Origin of the sequence: Kitasatospora atroaurantiaca (assembly GCF_007828955.1) — a bacterium.
Classification (GTDB): domain Bacteria; phylum Actinomycetota; class Actinomycetes; order Streptomycetales; family Streptomycetaceae; genus Kitasatospora; species Kitasatospora atroaurantiaca.
Map to the genome: position 1 here is coordinate 143,631 of NZ_VIVR01000001.1, position 20,998 is coordinate 164,628.

Annotated in this window: 15 protein-coding genes and 1 pseudogene; 10 read left to right on the forward strand and 6 right to left on the reverse strand. The window is 73.7% G+C overall.

Annotated features, from left to right (window positions below; translation table 11 throughout):
* The first annotated feature begins 48 nt into the window (after positions 1 to 48).
* Together FB465_RS00685 and FB465_RS00695 are read left to right on the forward strand one after the other, a co-directional pair.
* Positions 49 to 1,434 carry a glycoside hydrolase family 43 protein gene (locus FB465_RS00685; protein ID WP_211785689.1) on the forward strand — a complete coding sequence of 462 codons (1,386 nt, stop codon included), beginning with the start codon at positions 49 to 51 and terminating at the stop codon, positions 1,432 to 1,434.
* Between the two features lie 406 nt (positions 1,435 to 1,840).
* On the forward strand, positions 1,841 to 2,221 hold the full coding sequence (locus FB465_RS00695) for a nuclear transport factor 2 family protein (protein ID WP_145786624.1): 381 nt from the start codon (positions 1,841 to 1,843) through the stop codon (positions 2,219 to 2,221).
* A 32-nt stretch (positions 2,222 to 2,253) separates the two neighbouring features.
* On the opposite strand, the gene FB465_RS00700 is transcribed toward FB465_RS00695, so the two are convergent.
* Entirely contained in the window at positions 2,254 to 2,706 is a 453-nt protein-coding gene (locus tag FB465_RS00700; RefSeq protein WP_145786625.1) for an Lrp/AsnC family transcriptional regulator, read from the reverse strand.
* Positions 2,707 to 2,816: 110 nt separating this feature from the next.
* On the opposite strand from FB465_RS00700, the gene FB465_RS00705 reads away from it, so the two are divergent.
* The 7 genes from FB465_RS00705 (at position 2,817) to FB465_RS00735 (ending at position 17,004) form a co-directional block, all read left to right on the forward strand.
* Positions 2,817 to 3,434, forward strand: coding sequence for a LysE family translocator (locus tag FB465_RS00705; protein ID WP_145786626.1), 618 nt, complete (start codon positions 2,817 to 2,819; stop codon positions 3,432 to 3,434).
* Positions 3,435 to 3,507: 73 nt separating this feature from the next.
* Entirely contained in the window at positions 3,508 to 3,963 is a 456-nt protein-coding gene (locus FB465_RS00710; RefSeq protein ID WP_145786627.1) for a PaaI family thioesterase, read from the forward strand.
* A gap of 499 nt (positions 3,964 to 4,462) precedes the next feature.
* The gene (locus FB465_RS00715) at positions 4,463 to 5,329 is read left to right on the forward strand and encodes a DUF4132 domain-containing protein (protein ID WP_145786628.1); all 867 of its coding nucleotides are present in this window, start codon (positions 4,463 to 4,465) and stop codon (positions 5,327 to 5,329) included.
* Entirely contained in the window at positions 5,326 to 10,281 is a 4,956-nt protein-coding gene (locus tag FB465_RS00720; protein WP_246192428.1) for a DNA-binding protein, read from the forward strand. The genes FB465_RS00715 and FB465_RS00720 overlap by 4 nt, the downstream gene beginning before the upstream one ends.
* A gap of 80 nt (positions 10,282 to 10,361) precedes the next feature.
* Positions 10,362 to 11,531, forward strand: coding sequence for an ATP-binding protein (locus FB465_RS00725; protein WP_145786629.1), 1,170 nt, complete (start codon positions 10,362 to 10,364; stop codon positions 11,529 to 11,531).
* Entirely contained in the window at positions 11,528 to 15,070 is a 3,543-nt protein-coding gene (locus FB465_RS00730) for a vWA domain-containing protein (RefSeq protein ID WP_145786630.1), read from the forward strand. Before FB465_RS00725 ends, FB465_RS00730 begins: the two co-directional genes overlap by 4 nt.
* Positions 15,067 to 17,004, forward strand: a complete 1,938-nt coding sequence (locus FB465_RS00735) for a hypothetical protein (RefSeq protein ID WP_246192429.1) — start codon at positions 15,067 to 15,069, stop codon at positions 17,002 to 17,004. Before FB465_RS00730 ends, FB465_RS00735 begins: the two co-directional genes overlap by 4 nt.
* Before the next feature lie 137 nt (positions 17,005 to 17,141).
* Here FB465_RS00735 and FB465_RS00740 read toward each other — a convergent pair whose 3' ends face one another.
* Genes FB465_RS00740 through FB465_RS00750 form a run of 3 tightly spaced genes read right to left on the reverse strand, consistent with a single transcriptional unit; the run spans position 17,142 to position 18,722 of the window.
* The gene (locus tag FB465_RS00740; RefSeq protein ID WP_145786631.1) at positions 17,142 to 17,465 is read right to left on the reverse strand and encodes a hypothetical protein; all 324 of its coding nucleotides are present in this window, start codon (positions 17,463 to 17,465) and stop codon (positions 17,142 to 17,144) included.
* Positions 17,462 to 17,902, reverse strand: coding sequence for a hypothetical protein (locus FB465_RS00745; protein ID WP_145786632.1), 441 nt, complete (start codon positions 17,900 to 17,902; stop codon positions 17,462 to 17,464). The genes FB465_RS00740 and FB465_RS00745 overlap by 4 nt, the downstream gene beginning before the upstream one ends.
* Complete coding sequence (locus FB465_RS00750; RefSeq protein WP_246192430.1) at positions 17,889 to 18,722, reverse strand: hypothetical protein; 834 nt, start codon at positions 18,720 to 18,722, stop codon at positions 17,889 to 17,891. The genes FB465_RS00745 and FB465_RS00750 overlap by 14 nt, the downstream gene beginning before the upstream one ends.
* A gap of 279 nt (positions 18,723 to 19,001) precedes the next feature.
* Between FB465_RS00750 and FB465_RS00755 the strand changes: the two are divergent.
* Positions 19,002 to 19,387: pseudogene (locus FB465_RS00755) on the forward strand (ATP-binding protein); the annotation flags it as partial.
* A 40-nt stretch (positions 19,388 to 19,427) separates the two neighbouring features.
* Here the strand turns inward: FB465_RS00755 and FB465_RS00760 are convergent.
* Together FB465_RS00760 and FB465_RS00765 are read right to left on the reverse strand one after the other, a co-directional pair.
* On the reverse strand, positions 19,428 to 19,826 hold the full coding sequence (locus tag FB465_RS00760) for a nuclear transport factor 2 family protein (protein ID WP_145786633.1): 399 nt from the start codon (positions 19,824 to 19,826) through the stop codon (positions 19,428 to 19,430).
* 73 nt (positions 19,827 to 19,899) lie between these two features.
* Positions 19,900 to 20,985 (reverse strand): S-(hydroxymethyl)mycothiol dehydrogenase, encoded by a 1,086-nt coding sequence (locus FB465_RS00765; RefSeq protein WP_145786634.1) that lies wholly within the window; start codon positions 20,983 to 20,985, stop codon positions 19,900 to 19,902.
* Positions 20,986 to 20,998: the final 13 nt, after the last annotated feature.

Sequence of the window (20,998 nt, forward strand, 5' to 3'; positions counted from 1 at the left end):
CCCCGGAGGAATCCGATGAGCCCCGAGCCGCACCGAAAGACCCGACCCATGAGCCGTCATAGACTCCATCCCCTCCTGATTCTGGCGATGGCGCTGTTCCTGGCGCTGGCCGGCACCCTCACGGCCGCCACCAAGCCCGCCCACGCCGCGACCGGACCCGCCTACGTGATGGGCTACTTCACCGAGTCCCCGAACGGGCTGGGCTCGGACTACGGCCTGCATCTGGCCGTCAGCACCGACGGGCTCCAGTGGACCCCGCTCAACCAGAACAACCCCGTCGTCACCCCCACCCTGGGCACCGGCGGCCTCCGCGACCCCTTCATCCTGCGCAAGCAGGACGGCACCTTCATCGTGATGGCGACCGACCTGAAGGGCACCGACTGGAGCCGGCAGAGCCAGTCCATCCACGTCTGGGAGTCGACCGACCTTCGCACCTTCACCAACTACCACCTGCTGAAGCTGCACTCCATGGCCACCCACAGCTGGGCACCCGAGGCGTACTGGGACGCCTCCCGCGGCCAGTACGGGATCATCTACTCGTCCGTCAACAGCAGCGGCCACAACGTGATCATGGTGGACTACACCACCGACTTCCAGACGGCGTCCGGGCCGCAGGTCTTCTTCGACCCCGGCTACGACACGATCGACGGCGACCTGGCCGTGGGCGTCAACGGCGTGAACTACCTGTACTTCAAGAACAATTCACAGGGGAAGCTGCTCGGCGCGAAGTCCACCTCCCTGAACCCCGGCAGCTTCACCACCTTCACCTCGGGGATCTCCCACGGCGGCACCGAGGCCCCGATCGTCGTGAAGTCCCAGACGTCGAACACCTGGTACCTGTGGGGTGACACCTACACGCCCAACGGCGTCTTCTACGCCTGGCAGACCACCGACCTGTCCGCCGGCACCTGGACCCCGGTCGACCAGCGCCAGTACACCCAGCCGCTCAACTCCAAGCACGGCACCATCCAGCCGATCACCGGCACGGAGTACGACAACCTGGTCGCGCACTACGGAAAGCCCGGCTGGAACCGGCTGAAGTCGTACAACTTCCCGGACCGCTACGTCCGGCACGCCGACTTCGTCGGCCGCATCGACCCGTACCCGTTCGACCCGTACACCGACTCGGAGTGGAAGCTGGTACCGGGCCTGGCCGACTCGGCCGGCGTCTCCTTCCAGTCGGTCAGCTTCCCGACCCGCTACCTGCGGCACGCCAACTTCCAACTGGAACTGGACGTCAACGACGGCACCACGACGTTCGCCCAGGACGCCACCTTCTACAGGACCGCGGGGCTGGCCGACTCGACCTGGACGTCGTTCCGCTCGTACAACTACCCGACGCGCTACATCAGGCATTCCAACTACGTCCTGCGCATCGACCCGATATCCACCGCGACCGACAAGTCCGACGCGACCTTCTCGGTCGGCTACTGACGGCTCGGGCCGTCCGCCACCGGTCAGCGGCGGACGGCCCTACGCATGTCACCGGGCGCGCTCAGTATGTGGTGCCTGCGGGACCACCGGGCTTCGGTACAGCCGGACGCTCCGGCGGACCGGGGTACTGACAGGCCGGGCACAGCTCGTGCCGGCCCTCGCTTGTGATCAGGGTTCCCCAGCTGCGGCATTCCTCGCAGCCGCGGGCCAGGTCTATGTCTGCGCGAACGGCAGGAGCGTGGGGGTGGGCTCCATGGGTCATGGGTGATGTTCCTCTGTAGAAGCGTTATCACGTCTGTCCAGTTTGCCACGGTTTGCATAGGTATGCGAGGAAAGGTGGCAACATACAGGGGGAACCGGGCTCACTCACCGCGCCGCACCCGGCGCCCGACCCTACGGTGACACCATGAGCGACCCGGAGAAGACCAAGGCCACCGCCAAGGCGTTCTACGACCTGATGTTCAACCAGTGCCGCCCCGCCGAGGCCATCGACCGGTACGCCGGCGACACCTACATCCAGCACAACCCGCACGTCGCCGACGGCAAGCAGGCCTTCATCGACTACTTCGAACGCATGGCAGCCGAGTACCCCGGCAAGCACGTCGAGTTCAAGCGCGCCTTCGCCGAGGGCGACCACGTCATCCTGCACTGCCACCAGACCTGGCCCGACGAGGAGTACGCGGGCATCGACATCTTCCGCTTCGACACCAACGGCAAGATCGTCGAGCACTGGGACGTCCTTCAGGTCATCCCGCAGGCGTCCAAGAACGACAACACCATGTTCTGAGTAGCCAGAGCCGGCCTCCCGGGAGGCCCTGGCTACTCGGGTAGCGGGCGGTCGTTGACGACGTGCTTCATGACGAGGGTGGAGGTCAGGCGCTGGACGCCTGGCAGGGTGGCCAGCTGCTGGTCGTAGAGCTGCTGGAAGGCGGCCAGGTCGGCGGTGGCGACGCGCAGGAGGTAGTCGGGTTCGCCGAACAGGCGCTGGGCCTGGATCACGTGCGAGATGGCGGCCACGGCCTGCTCGAAGTCGGCGACGGTGTCGCGGTCCTCCCAGCGCAGGGTGGCGAACACCAGCGCCTCGAAGTTCAGGCCGATGGCAGCCGGGTCCACGACAGCGCGGTAACCGCGGATCGCTCCCGTGCGTTCGAGGTCGCGCACGCGCCGGTGGCACGGCGAGACGCTCAGCTGTACCCGGGCGGCCAGCTCGGTCACCGTCAGCCGGCCGTCCTGCTGCAGCTCGGTAAGAATCTTCCGATCCATGGCATCCATGGAGAAGATTCTCCCTCATATTCCGCGATCCCGAGGTAAACACAGGAACACTTTCGGGCAGAACGCGCCTAATCTTCCCTCTCGTAACGATGAACGAGAGGGATCGATTCATGGACGCGGGCACAGTGGCGGCCTTCCTCGCAGTGGACCTCCTGCTGGTGTTCACGCCCGGCGCGGACTGGGCCTACGCGATCGCGGCAGGACTGCGGAACCGGTCGGTCCTCCCCGCAGTCGCCGGGCTGGTGGCCGGATACGCCGGATACACCCTGCTCGCCGTGGCCGGCCTGGTCGTGATCGTCGCCGGCTCGCCAAGCCTGCTCACCGCACTGACCGTCCTCGGGGCCGCCTACCTGATGTGGCTCGGCCGGAACGTCCTGGCACGACCGGTCGGCCTCCACGCCTCCACGGACGCCGTGGCCGCCTCACCCTGGCAGACCATGCTGAAAGGCGCCGGGATCAGCGGCCTGAACCCCAAGGCGCTGCTGCTGTACTTCTCCCTGTTCCCCCAGTTCATCGACCCGGCTGCGGGCTGGCCCGTCGCCGCCCAGACCGGCCTGCTGGGCACGCTCCACATGGCAAGCTGCGCCGTCGTCTACCTCGCCGTCGGCGTGCTGGCGCGCACCGTGCTCAGGGCTCGGCCGTCGGCTGCGCGTGCGGTCACCCGAGTCAGCGGTGCCATGATGATCGCCATCGGCGGGTTCCTCCTCGTGGAACGCCTGGCCGGATGACGGTTCCGCCGCGTTCGATCCCCCGGAGGACAAGGCCGCGCGACCGGCCGAGACGTCCAATCAAGGAGAGCATGTGGAAGACCAGAAGCGGCAGGACCAGGCGAGCGCCGAGGTTCAGGCGCGCATCCGGACCAGCTTCGAACGCCAGGGGCTGATGGGTCATCTCGGTGCGCGCATCGCGCACATCGCACCGGGGCGCGTGCACATCGTGCTGCCCGGCCGGCCCGAAGTGACCCAGCAGAACGGCTACTTCCACGCCGGCGCCACCAGTGCCATCGCCGACAGCGCGGGCGGCTACGCGGCGTTCACGCTGTTCCCCGAGGACACCTCGGTGCTCACCGTGGAGTACAAGATCAATCTCCTGGCGCCGGCCGTGGGCGACCACATCGAGGCCGTGGGAACGGTCCTGAAGTCCGGCCGCACGCTGACCGTCTGCCGACTGGAGGTCTTCGGCGTCCGGGGCGGAGAGCGGTCGCTCGTTGCCACCGGCCAGCAGACGCTGATCTGCGTGAACGCACGACCCGAATGAGCTCCACCTCGGCCACTGGGCGATCCGGGCGCTCATCGTCGAAGTGTGCTGCCAGACAGCCGAGTTGAGCGCACGGGCAAGGCCCGCTGGGGCAGCCCGGACAGCACCCGGGCCGAGCGAGCGCGCCGACCGCGCCCAGCCGTGCGAGCGGTTCACCCCGGCTCGGCGACCCGCGATCACATCAGCCCGATGATGTGATCTACGACACGCCGTCAGGCTGGTGTCCGGCCCCGCGGCAGGCCTCGCTCCGGAGCTGGTGCGTGCAGCGACGAGGCGTACGGCCCCGGGCGACGGCCCCCTCTGCAACGCCGTCCGGCCACGGCCTCAGGGCACGCGCCACACCGCTGCGGACGGCCCTCCCGACGTCCCCCCTCGTGCTCAACGGGACGCGTTGTCCGCGGGTGGCGCTAGGTTTCCGACATCACCGCGGGCGGGGTGTCCGGACCCCCGGTCAGCTGCGGTGTTTCTGACGACTTGTAGAGCACGAGGTGGGGCCGTTATGGGTTGGCTGGCGGCGGGTGACGGGTACGAGGTCGCCCTGGTCGAGGGCAGGGTGACGGCGCGTTCGACGGCCGGGCGCTCCGCCGGCAGGCAGTTGAAGTCGCTGCCGAAGGCGGTGCGGGAGCACCCCGAGACGGACCGGCTGCGCCGGTTCGCCACCTGGCTGGAGCGCCATGCCGCGTCCTGCCGGGAGCAGGTGGACGCCTGGATGGTGTCCTCGCTGCCGGTGCCGACGGGCCTGCTGGCCCGGGTGTGGCCGGACGAGGCGTGGCAGGCGGCGCTGCGCGACGTGGTGGTCGTCGGCGAGGACGAGGACGAGGTGGGTTTCCTGCGTGACGCGACCGCCGACGGCGAGCTGCGGCTCGTGAACCTGGACGGCGAGACGATCCGCATCTCCCCCGCCACGGTGACCCTGCCGCACCCCGTGCTGCTTGAGGACCTGGACGACCTGCGGGAGTTCGCCGCCGAGCTCGGCGTCGTCCAGGGCGTGGACCAGATCCACCGGCCGACCTGGCACAAGCCGGCCGACCTGCCGGAGAAGGCCACCGAGATCAAGGACTTCGCCGGCGGACGGTTCCCCTCGCGGTTCGGTCTGGCCGCCCGCGCCGCCTCGCTCGGCTACCGGGTCTCCGGCGGCTATGCGACGGCCCGGGTGCTGGACGGCGAGCGGACGGTCGAGCCCGCGGTGTGGATCGGCGAGCCGTACTGGGGCGGCGACTCGGAGACCGGCTCGCTGTGCTGGCGGGACACCGACGGCCGGGTGCTGACCCTGGGCGGGGTCGGCCCGGTCGCCTGGTCGGAGGGGATGCGCATGGCCGCCGCGCTGTACGCCGGCCGCACGGTCGAGGAGGGGAAGAACGCATGAGCGAGCGCAAGGACACGGGGGCGAGGACGGCGATGACCGAGGACCGGGCCACGGAGCTGCTGCAGGCAGGTGCCGTGCTGCCGCCGGGCACGCGGGGTGCGGGCGAGCGGGCCGTCCCGCTGACCGCGCGCAGCTACCGCCACCCCGGCCTGGACGGGCGGGTCGTGGTGCGCCTGGTGCCCGCCGAACTGGGTGCCGCGGAGGACCAGGCGGCCGGCTTCCTCGGCCTGGTGCCGAACGCCGAGCCGGTCCCGGTCGGCCTCGGCCTGCGCCAGGCCCTGGGCTTCCCGGAGTGGGTGCTGGCGCACCACCCGGAGGACGGCCACCACGCGCTGGGCATCGTGCCCGAGCTGGAGCGGGTCGCCCGGCAGGCCGCCTCGAAGCCGAAGGCCGCGCTGGAGTCCTACCAGGCGATCGCCGAGCGGCTGGCCGCCGCCGTGCCGCACTTCCTGCCGACCTTCTACGAGCAGGCCGGCCGGGTGTTCCTCGGCGTCGAGAACGCCCAGTTCGCCGCGCAGATGTTCACCAGGGCCCGCAAGGCCGAGGCCCAGCACGGCCTCGTCCTGGACGAACAGCGCCTGGACGCGGTCTTCCTGGAGTTCGCGCTGGCCGGCGCACTGCCCGTCAAGGTGCTGTCCGGGTACGCCAAGGAACTGAGCGCCCGGGTGCCGGCCGCCGAGGCCTTCGACCGCTTCCGGCGGCTGTGCGTGCGCCGCACCGCGGGCGGCCTGGAGCCGTCCGCCGTGATGGCCACCGACCTGCGCCGACTGGCGCGCGCCGCCGGCGCCGACCCGGAGGCGGCCGAGGGCGAGTACCTCGCCGAACTCCTCACGCTACCCGCCACCCTGCGCGCCGCTGCCGGCTGGTGGCAGCGCCACCGCGAGGCCCTGGTGGCGCTGGCCCGGCGCGACCCGGCCGCGCGCGGGCGCCTCCTCGACCTGATGCCCTCCTCGTACGACGCCGACCTGCCGGCCTTCTGGGTGGAGGTGCTGGAGGAGTCCGGGGCTGCCGCGGGCCTGCGGGACGACTCGCTGCCGCAGGAGGAGCGCCCCGCCGACGGCACCGCCGGCTGGTTCGACCGCTTCCTTGCCTGGCGCGGCAACCGCTGGGGCGCCCGTGCCCGCATCCCCGCGCTCCCTCCGCTCGTCGAGCGGATGGCGGAGCAGCTGCGCGTCGAGCACGAGGCGGCGGGCACCGCGGTGCGGTTCACCGAGGCCGACGTCGACCTGCTGGACCAGCTGCTCGCCCTCGACGTGCCGGTCGCCGACCCGGACCCGAACTCCGCCCTGCGGCTGGAGCAGTGGGCACAGGAGGAGGAGCGGCGCGACCTGGTCGCGCTGGAGGCCGATCCGCGGTTCCGTCCCGCGTTCAGGCAGGGCGCGCACCGGCTCTCCAACGACCTCGCGGGGCGGCACGCCCTCGGGGTGCTGGCCCGCTCGCCCGGTGGCCGGCCGATGCTCGCCGAGTGGATGGCCGAGGTCGCCCGCCGGCCCCTGGCCGCCGGCCTGCCCGAGTGCATGGGCTCGTTCCACACGCTGAGCTGGCTGCCCGGCGAGGTCCTGGTGCTCGCCGAGGAGGAGGTCCGTGCCGCGGCCGCCACCGACGTGGCGCAGCTGATGGCGCGCACCCTGCGGGCCGGCCTGCTCGACGAGCTGTCCTGGCCGGCCTGGGAGGAGGCGGCCGCCGACCTCGTCCCCCGCAAGGACGTCGACGAGATCGTCGTCGCGGACGCCTGGCCGCACCTGATCGCGGCCGGCCCCTCGCAGGCCCGCGTGCTCGGCGCCGACGGCACCGTACTCACCCACGACCTGCGGATACCCGCCGACGACGCGATCGAGGTCGGCTTCCACCACGTGGACGGCGCGCTGCTGGTCCAGTGGAAGTCGCGGGCGAACAACCACCGGTTCCTCGGCTACTGGCACACCGCCGCCGACCAGGTGTTCACCATGCCGGAGGGCACCGCCCGCCGTAGCACCCGCACCACCTGGCTCGGCACCATGACCACCCACAGCCTGCCGCTGCCCGGCGGCGGCTGCACGGGCGGCCACGGCGTCGTGCACGCCGGGGACACCGCCCTGCCCGCCGAGCGCACCGTCCTCGGTGACGGCCGGTCCTTCTGGGTGTGGGCCGACCCGGGCGGGGACGACCCGTACACCTGGATGGAGTACGACCCGGCGACCGGCACGGTCGGCCGCCCGTCCGTGCCCGCCTTCCTCGCCGACGCCCTGCGCGACGCCCCGGCCGGCAGCGTGCTCGGCGACGGCTGGGTGATGCCGGCTCCGACCGCGCAGCCCTCCCCCGCCGGCGGGCCGGCCGACGGCCTGCTCGGCTGGCGCACCGTCATCCTCCCGGACGGGTCGAAGCGCGGCGAGGACCTCGCCGGACGCAGCGTCACCGTGCCCGCCCACCAGAACAGCCCGCTGCGGATCGTGGACTTCCCCGGCGCAGACCGGCCGGTGGCCGTCGTCGAGGACGGTACCTACGGCATCCGGCTGGTCGACGCCGACGGCGTGACCACCACCACCGCCCGTACGGACGACGCCCCCGGCGCGTTCGCCGAGGGCACCTTGATCCTGCCGCCGCTGCGCTACTGGCACCATCTGCAGCCGCGCGACCCGCAGGGCTCGGCTGCTCTGCGGCGCCTGGACGACCTGACGGCCACGGCGCTGCTCAAGGCCGCCGCCGAGGCCGACCCGCAGCGCCCCGAGGAGCTGACCGCGGTGATCCGGGCGCTGCTGCCGGAGGTCACCGCCGACGCCCTGGTGGCCGGCGTCGCCGGCGTGGTGCGCTTCGCGCTGGGCCCGCAGCAGCGCCTGACCGCCATCTCCGACCTGCTGGAGCTGGAGCTCTCCGGCGGCGCGGCCCCGGTCGAGGAGTCCCCCGGCCCCGGCGACCTCGAGCTCAACCCGGCGCTCAGCGGCCTCGGCTTCGTCTCCTCCTGGTACAACGCGCAGCAGAGCCGCTTCGCCGCCGATCAGCTGCGCTTCCTCGCCCGCGCGGCCGGCCCCGACGCCGGAGCCGCGCTGCCGGGCACGGTGCACCTGGACGGCACCGCGCTCCCGTACGAGCGCATCTCGTGGCAGCTGCTGCCCGCGCTGCCCGACGCGGTGGCGCTGCGCGCCGTGTCGGCCACCGCCGTGCCCGAGGACCGGTCCGCCCTGCGCGGCCTGTTCGAGGTGCTCGCCGGGCTCGGGCTCACCACCACGGCGGGCACGGCACATTGGCGCAGCGTCCGGCTGCACGTGGAGGGCCACCGTCTCGCCGACCGCGACGGCTTCATCCGGCACGGCGCCCACGACATGCTGCTGCCGCTCGGCGGCGGCGCGTTCCTGCTCTTCGTCGACGGGGAGGTGGCGAGCAACGGCGACACCGAGTCCACCGTGCTCTTCCACGACCCGGCCGGGGAGTTCGCGGTGCCGGCGCCGTACACGCTGCTGTCCTGCGCGCCGCTCGCCGGCGCCGCGCCCGACGACCGGGCGGCCGCCCTGCTGGCGTACGCGGCCGAGCGCGAGCCGGCGCCGTGGTTCCCGGAGGCGGCCGCGCGCTTCGCCGAACTCACCGGTGTCACCGGCACCATGGCCGCCCTGGTGGTGGCCGGCATGCCGCGCGTCGGCGAGTGGCAGCGCAACTTCCTGCCGTCCGAGACCCGGGCGCTGCTCGGGCTCAAGGTCGCGGACGCAGCCGTGGCCCGGGACGAACTGCGCGCCATCGGCGCCGACACCTGCCGGGAGCTGCTCGCCGCCCTGGTGCCGGCCGACCCGGCGCTGTTGTGGAGCGAGGGCCCGGACGTGGCCGCGGCCGCGCGGGTGTGGAACGAGCGGGTGGGCCGCCGGATCGCCGTCCCGGAGGCACTGCTGGGCGAGGCCGTCCGTGCAGTGCGCACCGACTGGCCCGCGCGCCGGGCGCTGTCCGCGGTGCTGGACCCGGCCGCGGCCGGGGAGCTGACGGAGGACCTGTCCTGGACGGTCCGCGGCGACCGGGTGGTGCCGGTCGAGGAGCGCACCGGCTTCACCGCGGCCACCCTGGTCGGCGCGGTGGCGATGAGCGGATGGCTGGCCCACCGGCTGCCCGCCGGGGACCCGCTGCGGGCCTCGCTGCCCGCCGCGCTGGCCGCCGTCCGCGCCCGGCTCGCCAATCCCGGCCTGATGCTCGACCTGGGCCGCTACGTCAGTCTGCCGCACTTCCGCAAGGTCGCCGGCGCGCCGACCGAGGTCGGCGAGGGCTACGAGCGGTACGGCGCGGTCGTCATGGCCACCCACGACAACCAGCCCGCCCCCGGCATCCGCACGGCCCTGCTGGACGCGGCCGGCGAGGACCCGTACCTGCCCGCGCTGCGGGAGAACGCCACGGAGCCCTTCCCTGCCGAGGCAGCCCTCAGGGCGGTCCGGTCTCCCGGCTTCGAGGCGCTGCTCGGCGACCCGGGCGAGCCGGTCGCCGGTGAGCGGGGACCGGACGGCACCTGGTGGCCGCAGGACCCGTCCCGTTCGGTGCCCGACCTGGTCGCGGCCGTCTCGATGGGGGTACCCCCGGCCGAAGGCTGGGGGAGGCACGGGCTCGGAGCGGATGCCGCCGCGCTGTACCTGATGCTGCTGGCCATGCCCGACCCGACCGACCGCAACACCGCCCGCTGGACGGGGTGGCGGCCGGCCCGGCTCAAGGCCGCCCGGGCCGAGCTGGCGGCGACCGACCTGGTCGTGCAGGCCTCACGCACCCGCGCCGGACGGACGCTGTTCCTGCCCGGCGGCTGGACGGAGCAGCGCAGCCCGCACCTGCCGCTGGAGACCTGGAAGCTCCCGCTGCTCGGCGGCGGCAGCACCGCGCTGGGCGTGCTGCTGCCCGCCGAACCCGCGGCCGAGCTGTACCGGCGGGCCTGGCAGCGCCTGCTCGACGGCGACCTGCCGCGCTTCGAGGAGCTGAAGGCGCCCAAGGCCCGCCGGGGCCGACGCCGCTGACGCAGCATCCGGCGGGGGTGCGGCGCCGCCGCACCCCCGCCCCCATCCACCCGCTACCGATGGACCGAAGGACCGACACCATGACCCCGACGACCGATCAGGCGGCCCCGCAGGCCCGGCAGATCCTGCCGGCCGAGGAGCACCACGCCCTTGAACTCGCCTTCCTTGCCGCGCACGACGAGGGCCCGCGTCCCCCCGGCTGGGCCCTGACTCCGAGCGCGGTGGTGACCTTCGTGTGCGGCAGCGACGGCCAGGCGCTCACCCTGCCGCCCAAGCGCCGCAAGGACGGTGCGCTGCCCGCCAAGCTGGTCGTCGCGCCGAAGTTCGTCGGCGAACGCGCCCTGGTGGAGCGCTGCGTGGTCACCCTGGCCGGCGAACGCGGCCTGCTGCTGGTCGGCGAGCCGGGCACCGCCAAGTCGATGCTCTCCGAGCTGCTCTCGGCCGCGGTGAGCGGCACCAGCGCGCTCACCGTCCAGGGCACCGCCGGCACCACCGAGGACGCCTTCCGCTACGGCTGGAACTACGCGCTGCTGCTGGCCCAGGGCCCCACGCCGCAGGCACTGGTCGCCTCGCCGGTGATGACCGCGATGCGCACCGGCAGGGTCGCCCGGATCGAGGAGGTCACCCGCTGCCTGCCAGAGGTGCAGGACGCGCTGGTGTCGATCCTCTCCGACCGGCGGGTGAGCGTGCCCGAGCTCGCCGGCACCCCGGAGGCCACGGTCTCCGCCGTGCCCGGCTTCACCGTGATCGCCACCGCGAACCTGCGCGACCGCGGCGTCTCGGAGATGTCCGCCGCCCTCAAGCGGCGCTTCAACTTCGAGACGGTCCACCCGATCGCCGACGCCGACGCCGAGACGGAGCTCGTCCGCACCCGGGCCATCGCCGCCGTGCAGCGCGCCGGGGCCACCTTCGGCGTCGACGACGCCGTGCTCGACGTCCTGGTCACCGTCTTCCGCGACCTGCGCACCGGCCGCTCCGCCGAGGGCTGGGACATCGAGCGCCCCGGCACGGTGATGTCCACCGCCGAGGCCGTCCACGTCGCCGCCTCGCTCGGCCTGGCCCGCGCCTACCTGCCCGGTGACGACGTCCTCGACCTTGTCCCCGGTCATCTGCTGGGCGCCGTCCGCAAGGACGACCCGGCCGACCACGGCCGCCTGCTCGGCTACTGGGACGGGCCGGTGCGCCGCCGCGCAGAGGACGGCTCCGCCGTGTGGCGCCGTCTGTGGGACCTCCGGGAGAACCTGCGGTGACCGACCCCCGTACCTCCCCGGACACCGCCGACCCTCGCGCGGCGGTGGAGGCGCTCGCCACCTGTGCACGGCCGTACCTGATCGGCGTCCGGCACCACAGCCCGGCCCTGGCCGCGGTGGTGCCGGCGCTGCTGGACAAGGCCGACCCGCAGGTGGTCTGCGTGGAGCTGCCGACCGACTTCCAACCCTGGCTCCCCCACCTCGCCGACCCCGGCACCGTCGCCCCGGTCGCCCTCGCCGGGGCGGACGAGGGCGGGCGGCTCGGCTTCTACCCGTTCGCCGACTTCTCGCCCGAGCTCGCCGCGATCCGCTGGGCCCGCGAGCACGGCGTCGAGGTGCTCTGCTGCGACCTGCCGCTGGCCGACAAGGGCTGGGCGGTGACCGGCTCGGACTCCGCTCCGGGTGGGCGCTCCGCCGGCACCGCGTACGCGGACGCCCTGGAGGCCGCAGGCACCGGCCGTGACGGCGACGACCTGTGGGACCGCTCCGTCGAGGTGCGGGCACCCGGCAGCGAGCCTGAGGCCGTGCGGCGCGCCGCGCTGGCCGTCGGCTGGGCGCTGCGCCGGGACGCTGCCGGGCGCGGCGGCGTCCCGGCCGACGACCTCGCCCGGGAGGCGCACATGCGCCGGGTGATCACCGGGGCGGCGGTCGGCGGGCGCCGGGTCGCCGCGGTCGTCGGTGCCTTCCACGGGCCCGCGCTCATCGCCGCCGACGAGCCGGTTGACGCCCCGTCCGCCGATCCGGCCCCCGCCGACGGCGGGCCGGTGACCTCGCTCGTCCCGTACACCTTCGACCTGCTCGACGCCCGATCCGGCTACCCGGCGGGCATTCGCGACCCGCGGTGGCAGCAGGCCGTGCTCACCGCGCAGGGCGACCCGCAGCAGGTCCACGGGGCCGCCGCCCGCGCGATCACCGACGTGTGCCGCGAGCTGCGCAAGGCCGGGCACCCGGCCGGCACCGGCGAGGCCGCCGAGACGCTGCGGCTTGCCTGCGACCTCGCCCGGCTGCGCGGCCTGCCGGCCCCAGGTCGCGGCGAACTCCTGGAGGCGGTGACGGCCGTGCTCGGCCAGGGCGAACCGCTCGGCCGCGGCCGGGCGCTCGCCAAGGCCCTGGAGACCGTGCTGGTCGGGACCGACCGCGGCCGGCTCGCCCCCGGCACCCCGCGCTCCGGCCTCGGCCCGTCCGTGGAGGCGGAACTCACCGCCCTGCGCCTGCCCTGCCCGGAGGACCCCGACTCCCGCGAGCTGCGGCTCGACCCACTGCGCTCGGCACTGGACGGGCGCCGCGAGGTGCTGCTGCAGCGGCTCGACGTCTGCGGCATCGGCTACGGCAAGGCGTTGGAGGTGTCCGGCACCGGTGACGCCTCCGCGCTGACCACCCGCTGGCGGATGCATTGGACACCGTCCTCCGCCGCCCGGCTCGACCTGGCCGGCATGCGCGGCGTCACCGCCGAGCTCGCCGCCACCGGCACCCTGCGGGAGACCGCGCGCCGTCAGGCCGCGGAAGGCGGGCCGACCTGCGGGCAGCTGCTGGACGGGCTGCGCGCCGCCGCCCGCTGCGACCTGCCTGCCTTGGTGGCCGAGCGGCTGGCGGAGGCCGACCAGCTGCTGCCGGCCTCCGCGACCCTGCCCGAACTCCTCGACGCGCTGGACCTGTTGGAGGCGCTGCGGCTCTCCCACCTGCCCGGCACCACCGAGCGGAGCCGGGCGCAGGCCGCCGACCTGGCCGCCACCCTGCTGGACGCGGCCGTCCGCGGCCTGCCCGGCCTGGCCGGCAGTGAGGACCCGGCGGACGCCGCCGCCCTGGTCGCCCTCGCCGCCCGGGCCGGCGACCACCGGCTCGGCCTTCGCCTGGACGACGCGCTCGACACGCTCGCGCGGACGGGCTCACCGCTCGTCCAGGGCGCCGCCCTCGCCTCCCGCGTCCTGCTCGACCTGGACGCCGCCGGCCACCTCGGCGCCCGCGCCGCGGGCTGGGTCGACGCGGCCGCCGACCCCGAGGGCCGGCGCCGGCTCGCCCGGCTGCTGACCGGGCTGCTGACGGCCGGCGGCCCACTGCTGCAGTACGCGCCCGACGCCCTCGGCCCGCTGCTGGGGCGGATCGACGTGCTGGCCGACCGCGCCTTCCTGGAGCGGCTTCCCGCGCTGCGGGCCGGCTTCAACGCGCTCAGTCCCGCAGGGCGCGGCCGACTGCTGGACACCGTCACCGAGCGGCTCGGCGAGCGCCCCGACCTGACGCTTGCAGCGCCGGCCGAGCTGATCGCTCTGTGGACGGCCGCGGACACCGCCGCGGCCGAGGCCCTCATCGCCCTCGGCCTGCCGGGCGCACCCGCAAAGGCCGAGGCCGAGCCGCCGGCAGCCGAACCCGGAGCCGCACCTGCGGCGGACGGGCCCGCCGCGGGCACCGCCGTGCCCGAGGACCGGTTCTCCCCCGCCGACCGCTGGCGGCTCCTGCTCGGCCGCGAACCGGAGCGCCTGCCCGAGAACGCCCGCCGCTACGCGCACGCCCTGGACGAGCTCTACGGCACGGGCCGCGGCGAGGGTGCCGCCGACCTCGGCGGCACGTCCGGCAACGGCGGCGGCCGGGAGGCGTCCTTCCCGACCGCCCGCGAGTGGTCGCAGGAGCTCGAGGCACTCTTCGGCACAGAGGTCCGCGAGGAGGTACTCGCCGCGGCCGCCGACTCGGGCCGCACCGATGTGCTGGCCGAGCTCGACCCGAGCTCCGTCCGCCCCTCGATGGAGCTGCTGACCTCGGTGCTCAACCTGGCCGGCGGCATGCCCGAGCACCAGCTCAACCGGCTGCGCCCGCTGGTGCGCCGCCTGGTCGACGAACTCTCCCGCGAGCTCGCCACCAGGCTGCGCCCCGCCCTGACCGGCCTGGCCACCCCGCGGCCGACCCGGCGCCCGGGCGGCCGGATCGACCTGCCGCGCACGCTGCGGGCCAACCTGGCCCACACCCGACGGCTGGCGGACGGCCGCACGGTCGTCGTGCCGGAGCAGCCGGTGTTCAGCACCCGCTCCCGGAGGGAGGCCGACTGGCGGCTGATCCTGGTGGTCGACGTCTCCGGGTCGATGGAGGCCTCGGTCATCTGGTCCGCCCTCACCGCGGCGGTGCTGGGCGGCGTGCCGACCCTCTCCACCCACTTCCTGGCCTTCTCCACCCAGGTCGCCGACCTCACCGACCGGGTCTCCGACCCGCTGTCGCTGCTGCTGGAGGTCCGGGTCGGCGGTGGCACCCACATCGCCGCCGCGCTCGCCCACGCCCGCTCGCTGGTCACGGTGCCCAGCCGCACCCTCGTCGTGGTCGTCAGCGACTTCGAGGAGGGCTATCCGCTGGGCGGCCTTCTCGGCGAGGTCCGAGCGCTGGCCTCGTCCGGGGTGCACCTGATGGGCTGCGCGGCGCTGGACGACACCGGTACCCCGCGCTACTCGGTGCCGGTGTCCCGGCAGCTCGTCGCGGCCGGCATGCCGGTGGCCGCCCTCAGTCCCCTCGCCCTCGCCCGCTGGGTCGGCGACCGCCTCCGCGGAGACACCCCATGACCGGAGAACAGGCGATGACCGCTGCCGACCAGCTCCAACTGCCCGCCGTCGCACCAGAGGTGCTGGCGGCTGCGGTGGAGTCCCTGACGTCCCGTCTGCGCAAGAAGCTCGACTCGGCGATCGAGCAGTACGCCGCGCTGCCCGTCACCCCGGCACCGGAGGGCCCGGGTGCCGCCGTCCGCTGCGGGGAGGACGCCCTGGTCACCCTGGTGCCCGGCCCCGCCGGCACGGTCACCGCGGAGTGGCAGGCGCAGTGCAGCTGCCTGCTCGCGCCGCGCTGCCTGCACCGGGCGGCGGTGCTCGGCTGCTGCCCGATCGCCGACCCGCCCGCCACCGGCGTGGCGTCCGCCCCCGAGCCGGAGGCACCGGGCGGCGCGGACGAGGTCGCCGAGGTCGCGCCTGCGGCCGGGGCCGACGCCGGGGCCGACGATGCGGGGTCCGCGGCTGCGGAGCCGTCCGCCGTCGAGCCGACGCCCGCCCGGGCCAAGGCCGCCGCCGACCTGTGGGCGGCGGCTGCGGCAATCCTCGCTGCAGGCGTGCCCGCAGCCGGGGCCGTCCCGCAGGCCGAGCTGCTGCGCGCCGCCCACACCGCGCGGCTGGCCGACCTCCACCGGGCGGAGGCCGCCGCGCTGCGAGTGGTCCGCAGCCTGCGCAGCGCCCGCGCCCGCCACAGCAGCCATCGCACCGCCGACCTGGCCGCAGCACTGCGCGAACTCCTGCTCACCACCGCCCTGCTGCGCTCCGGCCCGGCCGACCAGGCGCTGCTCGGGACCGCGCGCCGCGCCTACAAGCCGGGCGGCGCGCTGCGGGTGCACGGGGTGTGCCGCGAGCCGGTGCTGACCGCCACCGGGTACGGCGGTGTGGTGACCCATCTGGTCACCGAGGACGGCCGGTGGGTGTCGGTCGCCGACGTCAAGCCCGGCGGGCCGGCACGCGCCCGCGCCGCCGGCACCGCCCCCGTCTCGGTAGGCGCGGCGGCTCTGGACCACGCGCAGCTGTCCCGGGGCGGTCTGCTGATCTCGGGCGCGACCGTCTCGGCGGACGGCCGGCTGGGTTCCGGCCGTGGTGTGCGGGCCACCGCGGCAGCGGGGCTGGACTGGGGATCGGGCCCGCTGGGAGCGCTGTTCTGCCGCCCGCTGGCCGAGGCCGCGGCCGAGCGGCTCGCCGACGGCCCGCTCGCCGATCCGGAGCAGACCGAGCGACTGCGCCGACCGGTCGGCTGCGAGCTGGTCGTCCTCGGGGCCGCCGCCGACAGCGTGCTCACTCGCGAGCTCGACCCGGCGACGGGGGCTGCGCACGGCCCGCTGATCCGACTGGTTGCGGCCAACCGCCACCCGGACCTGGCGCACACCGCCAACCTTGCGCGGCTCGCCGGCCATCCGGGCCTGCGGGTACGGGTGCTCGGCCGGATCGACCCCGACCGGGCCGCCACCCTGCGCCCGCTGGCGGTCGCGCCGGTGCCGGGGGCGGAGGCCACACTCCGGCTGCCGCCGGAGTGGCGCGGCCGCGCGGATCTCGGCTACGACCTGCTCCAGGGCGGGCACTTCCCCTCTGCGGAAGAGTGCGAACGGGTGGGGCCGGTGGTCGCGGTGGGGCCCGACCCGCTGAGCGACTCCCCCCTGTGGCGGGTCCGCCGGCAGGTGGACCTCGCGGTCGCCGGCGGCCGGCGCGCGGTCGCCGAGTCGGAGCGCAGCGGCGGCGCCCGTACCGATGGCGCAGCTCTTCGGCGCACCGGTTTCCACACCGCCGCCGAGCTCACGACCGCCCTCGCGACGGAGGCCGACCGGCGGCAGCGTGACGTGTTCGGACGGCTCGGCGACCCGGACAGTGACCGGTACGCCGAGCGCTGGCTCGCGACCGCCGTCCACCTCACGGCCGCCGAACGGGAACTCGTCCGTGCTACCTGGCACACCCACGGAACCACGACCGACTGACCGTCAGCGGGCGGCGCCCCGGCCCCAGGGCGCCGCCCGCTGACGGCAGGCGTACGGGGGTCAGCGCCGAGCAGTCACCGGCACGGGCGCAGCGGGCGCCCGGGCGCCTTCGCGCAGCCACGCGGGGCGCAGGCGCCCTACACCGGGCCGAGCAGCAGGTTCCAGAGGAGTGCCACGCCCAGCGCGGTGATGCCGGCACCGACCAGCACGCTCCCGGCACCCCGGACCAGGTTGTCCACCTCGAACGCGCCCAGCACGCCGAAGCAGAGGACGAGGCCGCGCCCTACCTCCAGCAGGCCGAGCACGACCAGTGCAAGGCCGGCGGCGATGATCTCCCAGTGGCCCTGGAACGCATCCTGGAACCTGCCGTGGTGCCGGCCCGCGAGCAGGTAACCGACGGGCGTGAGGACGCAGGCTGCGAGTGCGGCGATGCCGGAGGACACGATCAGGCGTTGAATCATCGGAACGTCCCGCCTTCGATGGGGAACCGGGAGAGGCGCTGCCTCGTCGCACGGATCCGCTCGCCGTCCCACCCCTCGCGCCGGGCGATGTGGGCGAACAGTTCGCGCAACCGGTTGACCTGGCGCAGCATGATCCGCTCGTCGATCGCGGCCTGCCGGCGGAGCGGGAGGACGAGCGCGGACTGGGTCAGCAGAGCGGTGGCCAGGCCGAGCGCGGCGACCGTCAGGGAGACCACGATCCATGTGCCTTCCCCGCTCCTGGGCCCGCCGGCGCCGAGCAGCGCCGCGGCGACGGCCACAAGCGCCACGGCACCGCCCACGACCTGCGCGCGCCTCGCCGCACGCACGCGGGCGCGCGCCCGGCGGACGACGGACAGCCGGGCCTCGGCCTCGGCGAGGACACGCTCGAAGGCGTCACCGCTGTCAATGGCCGCCATTTGGCGCTCCCCTGTCTCTGGCGGCCAGGAATCCCTGCAGGGAGTCACTGAAGTACGTTCGGAGAACCCCGAGTTGCTCATCATCCAGCTGGAAGAGCTGCGTCGGCAGCCCCGGCAGGAACTGATGACGGATCAACCGTGAACTCATGGGGAGCACGGCGATATCGATGGAGGTCTCGTCCGCCAGATCGCGCAGCTGGGTGCAGAATTCCGACTCGTTGCCGGTCTCACCGGGAATGTAGTGGTCACGGGCCTGATCGATGCGGTCCCAGTACAGGTCGCACTTGGAAACCGCGACGATCATCCACCGCAGGCGCTTGGCGGCACGCTTCTCGATGATCCGCTCGCACAGGTCCCGGAAGTCGTCGGCCTCCTTGCGGAGGTGCCAGGCGCGCACCGACTCCCGGTCGACGTCCGGGTGCTCCCTGCGCAGCGCTTCCTCGATGTCCCGCTGTCCGCTGCGCTGCCAGGTCCTGTTGTGGCCCCAGCACACGACGTGGATGATCCCGTGCGGTGACGCCGTTCCGCCCATGGTGGCGGCCAGAGCGCGTTCACGCTCCTCCGACGCCTGCCCGGGGATCACCACGACCGAAGCCTGCGAGCGCCGGGAGCCGGAGCGGAAGGCCGTACGGTGCTTCTCGCTGTCCGGGCTGCGGCGGCTGTCCCTGTCGCCGGTTCTGATCGCCTGGGTCAGGGCATCATAGAGCACGGACTTCCCTGCGCCGGGCTCGCCGGTGATGGCCACCGGGTTCACCGACAGGCCGAGGCGCCCTGCCCCCAGGGCGGCTCCCATGCCGGGAGAGGGGAGCGTGCCGTCCACCGCCTGGCGGATGCTCTCCCATCGGGAACGGATGCTGGTCCAGTTGTCGGACATCCGTGGCCCATCCCCTTTGATCAGCAGCACGTGCGGCCCATGCTAGCGGCTCTTACGGCCGTATGGGGTAGGAGAGTTGACTTCGTAGCCGGGTGGTGGCGCACGCCCGGCACTTCGCCCATCCCCCACGATTAGGAGGCGGTGCCGGTGGCAGTACGCCATCGAGCTGAGGGAGGTTCCGGCCCAGGGGGACAAGAGCCGCGAGTTCGGGGGAATCAGCTCCAAGCACTCCATTCCGGCCAGGTGGGCGTCTGGGACCTGCCGCCGGACCCGGCCCTCGTCGCCGACGCCAGGAGACTGGCCGCCGAACAGCTCGCCACGTGGGGGCTGACGGAGGAGGCCGTCTTCGTCACCGAACTGGTCGTCAGCGAGCTGGTCACCAACGCCATCCGCTACGGATCCACACCCATCCAGCTCCGGCTGATCTATGACCACACGCTCATCTGCGAGGTGTCCGACGGCGACTCCACCTCGCCCCACCTGCGCCGGGCCCGGATCTTCGACGAGGGCGGCCGCGTCTGCTCCTGGTCGCTCAGCTCACCGACCGCTGGGGCACCCGGCACACCGCGACCGGCAAGACCATCTGGGCCGAGCAGACGCCCGGCCGTTAGCCGACGGCGCCGGTGTCGCGGACGCTCCGCACCTCTGCGGTCAGGGCTGGTCGTACCAGGCGAATGCTGCGATCCGCCAGCCATCCGAGGTACGGACGAACTGGATGGTTTTGGTCCCGCCTCCCTCGAACGGCTCGCCGTTCAGGATCCCGGACTTGCGGTACTCACCGAACCGCGACGCGATATCGCCCGCGATATCGGTCCGTTCGGTGGTCTCCCACTCGGAGAACTCGACCAACCGACCGTCGCTCAGCAGCCGCTGGCGAGGCTCGATGAACTCGTCCACGGTGTAGACCGTGAACTCCGGGCCGGTCATGACGATCACGCCACCCGGAACAACCAGCCGGCGGATCCGGGCCACGTCGGCTGCCTTGCCGCCCCGGTTGTCGAAGGCGCCGAAGAACTCGGCGGTCAGCGCGTCAATCTCGATCTTGGACATGGCGCGACGGTAACACCGAAGGGGCGCCGGACACCGTCGGTCCCGGGAAACGGCGGTACATCGTCGAGCAGCGTCAGAACACCACCACCGAGCGCAGCACCTCGCCCTTGTGCATGCGGGCGAATGCCTCCTCGACGTCGCTGAGCGGGATGGTCTCGCTGACGAAGGCGTCCAGGTCCAGACGGCCCTGGAGGTAGAGGTCGATGAGCGTGGGGAAGTCCCGAGAGGGCAGACAGTCGCCGTACCAGGAGGACTTGAGCGATCCGCCGCGCCCGAAGACGTCCAGCAGTGGCAGTTCCAGCTTCATTTCCGGAGTCGGGACGCCCACCAGGACGACCGTTCCGGCCAGGTCGCGGGCGTAGAACGCCTGTCGGTACGTCTCCGGGCGGCCGACCGCGTCGATGACCACGTCGGCGCCGTGACCACCGGTCAGCGCTCGGATGGCCTCCACCGGGTCGGTGGAACGGGAGTTGACGGTGTGGGTGGCGCCGAGGCGTTCGGCGGTGGACAGCTTTCGGTCGTCGATGTCGACGGCGATGATGCGTGCTGCTCCGGCGAGGCGGGCACCGACGACGGCGGCGTTGCCGACGCCGCCGCAGCCGATCACGGCGACCGAGTCGCCGCGCCCGACACCGCCGGTGTTGACGGCGGCGCCCAGCCCGGCCATCACTCCACAGCCGAGCAGACCTGCGGCGGCCGGCGACGCCTTGGGGTCGACCTTGGTGCACTGCCCGGCAGCGACCAGGGTCTTCTCGGCGAAGGCTCCGATGCCGAGGGCGGGAGCGAGTTCGGTTCCGTCGAGAAGCGTCATCTTCTGCTCGGCGTTGTGGGTGTTGAAGCAGTACCAAGGGCGTCCACGTGAACAGGCGCGACACTGGCCGCAGACGGCACGCCAGTTGAGGATGACGAAGTCGCCCGGTGCCACCTCGTCCACGCCGTCGCCGACCGCCTCCACCACACCCGCCGCCTCGTGGCCCAGCAGGAACGGAAAGTCGTCGTTGATCCCGCCCTCCCGGTAGTGCAGGTCGGTGTGGCAGACACCGCACGCCTGGACCTTCACCACCGCCTCGCCCGGACCCGGGTCCGGCACCAGGATCGTCTCGACCCGGACCGGAGCGCCTTTAGCTCGGGCGACCACTCCTTGCACCTGCTGGGCCACGGAGGATCCTCTC

Excerpts from the sequence above, each read along its gene's own strand:
- FB465_RS00735 (WP_246192429.1), top strand. The coding sequence starts at position 15,067 with ATGACCGGAGAACAGGCGATGACCGCTGCCGACCAGCTCCAACTGCCC.
- FB465_RS00745 (WP_145786632.1), bottom strand. The coding sequence starts at position 17,902 with ATGGCGGCCATTGACAGCGGTGACGCCTTCGAGCGTGTCCTCGCCGAG.
- FB465_RS00725 (WP_145786629.1), top strand. The coding sequence starts at position 10,362 with ATGACCCCGACGACCGATCAGGCGGCCCCGCAGGCCCGGCAGATCCTG.
- FB465_RS00705 (WP_145786626.1), top strand. The coding sequence starts at position 2,817 with ATGGACGCGGGCACAGTGGCGGCCTTCCTCGCAGTGGACCTCCTGCTG.
- FB465_RS00685 (WP_211785689.1), top strand. The coding sequence starts at position 49 with ATGAGCCGTCATAGACTCCATCCCCTCCTGATTCTGGCGATGGCGCTG.
- FB465_RS00760 (WP_145786633.1), bottom strand. The coding sequence starts at position 19,826 with ATGTCCAAGATCGAGATTGACGCGCTGACCGCCGAGTTCTTCGGCGCC.
- FB465_RS00720 (WP_246192428.1), top strand. The coding sequence starts at position 5,326 with ATGAGCGAGCGCAAGGACACGGGGGCGAGGACGGCGATGACCGAGGAC.
- FB465_RS00695 (WP_145786624.1), top strand. The coding sequence starts at position 1,841 with ATGAGCGACCCGGAGAAGACCAAGGCCACCGCCAAGGCGTTCTACGAC.
- FB465_RS00740 (WP_145786631.1), bottom strand. The coding sequence starts at position 17,465 with ATGATTCAACGCCTGATCGTGTCCTCCGGCATCGCCGCACTCGCAGCC.
- FB465_RS00715 (WP_145786628.1), top strand. The coding sequence starts at position 4,463 with ATGGGTTGGCTGGCGGCGGGTGACGGGTACGAGGTCGCCCTGGTCGAG.
- FB465_RS00700 (WP_145786625.1), bottom strand. The coding sequence starts at position 2,706 with ATGGATGCCATGGATCGGAAGATTCTTACCGAGCTGCAGCAGGACGGC.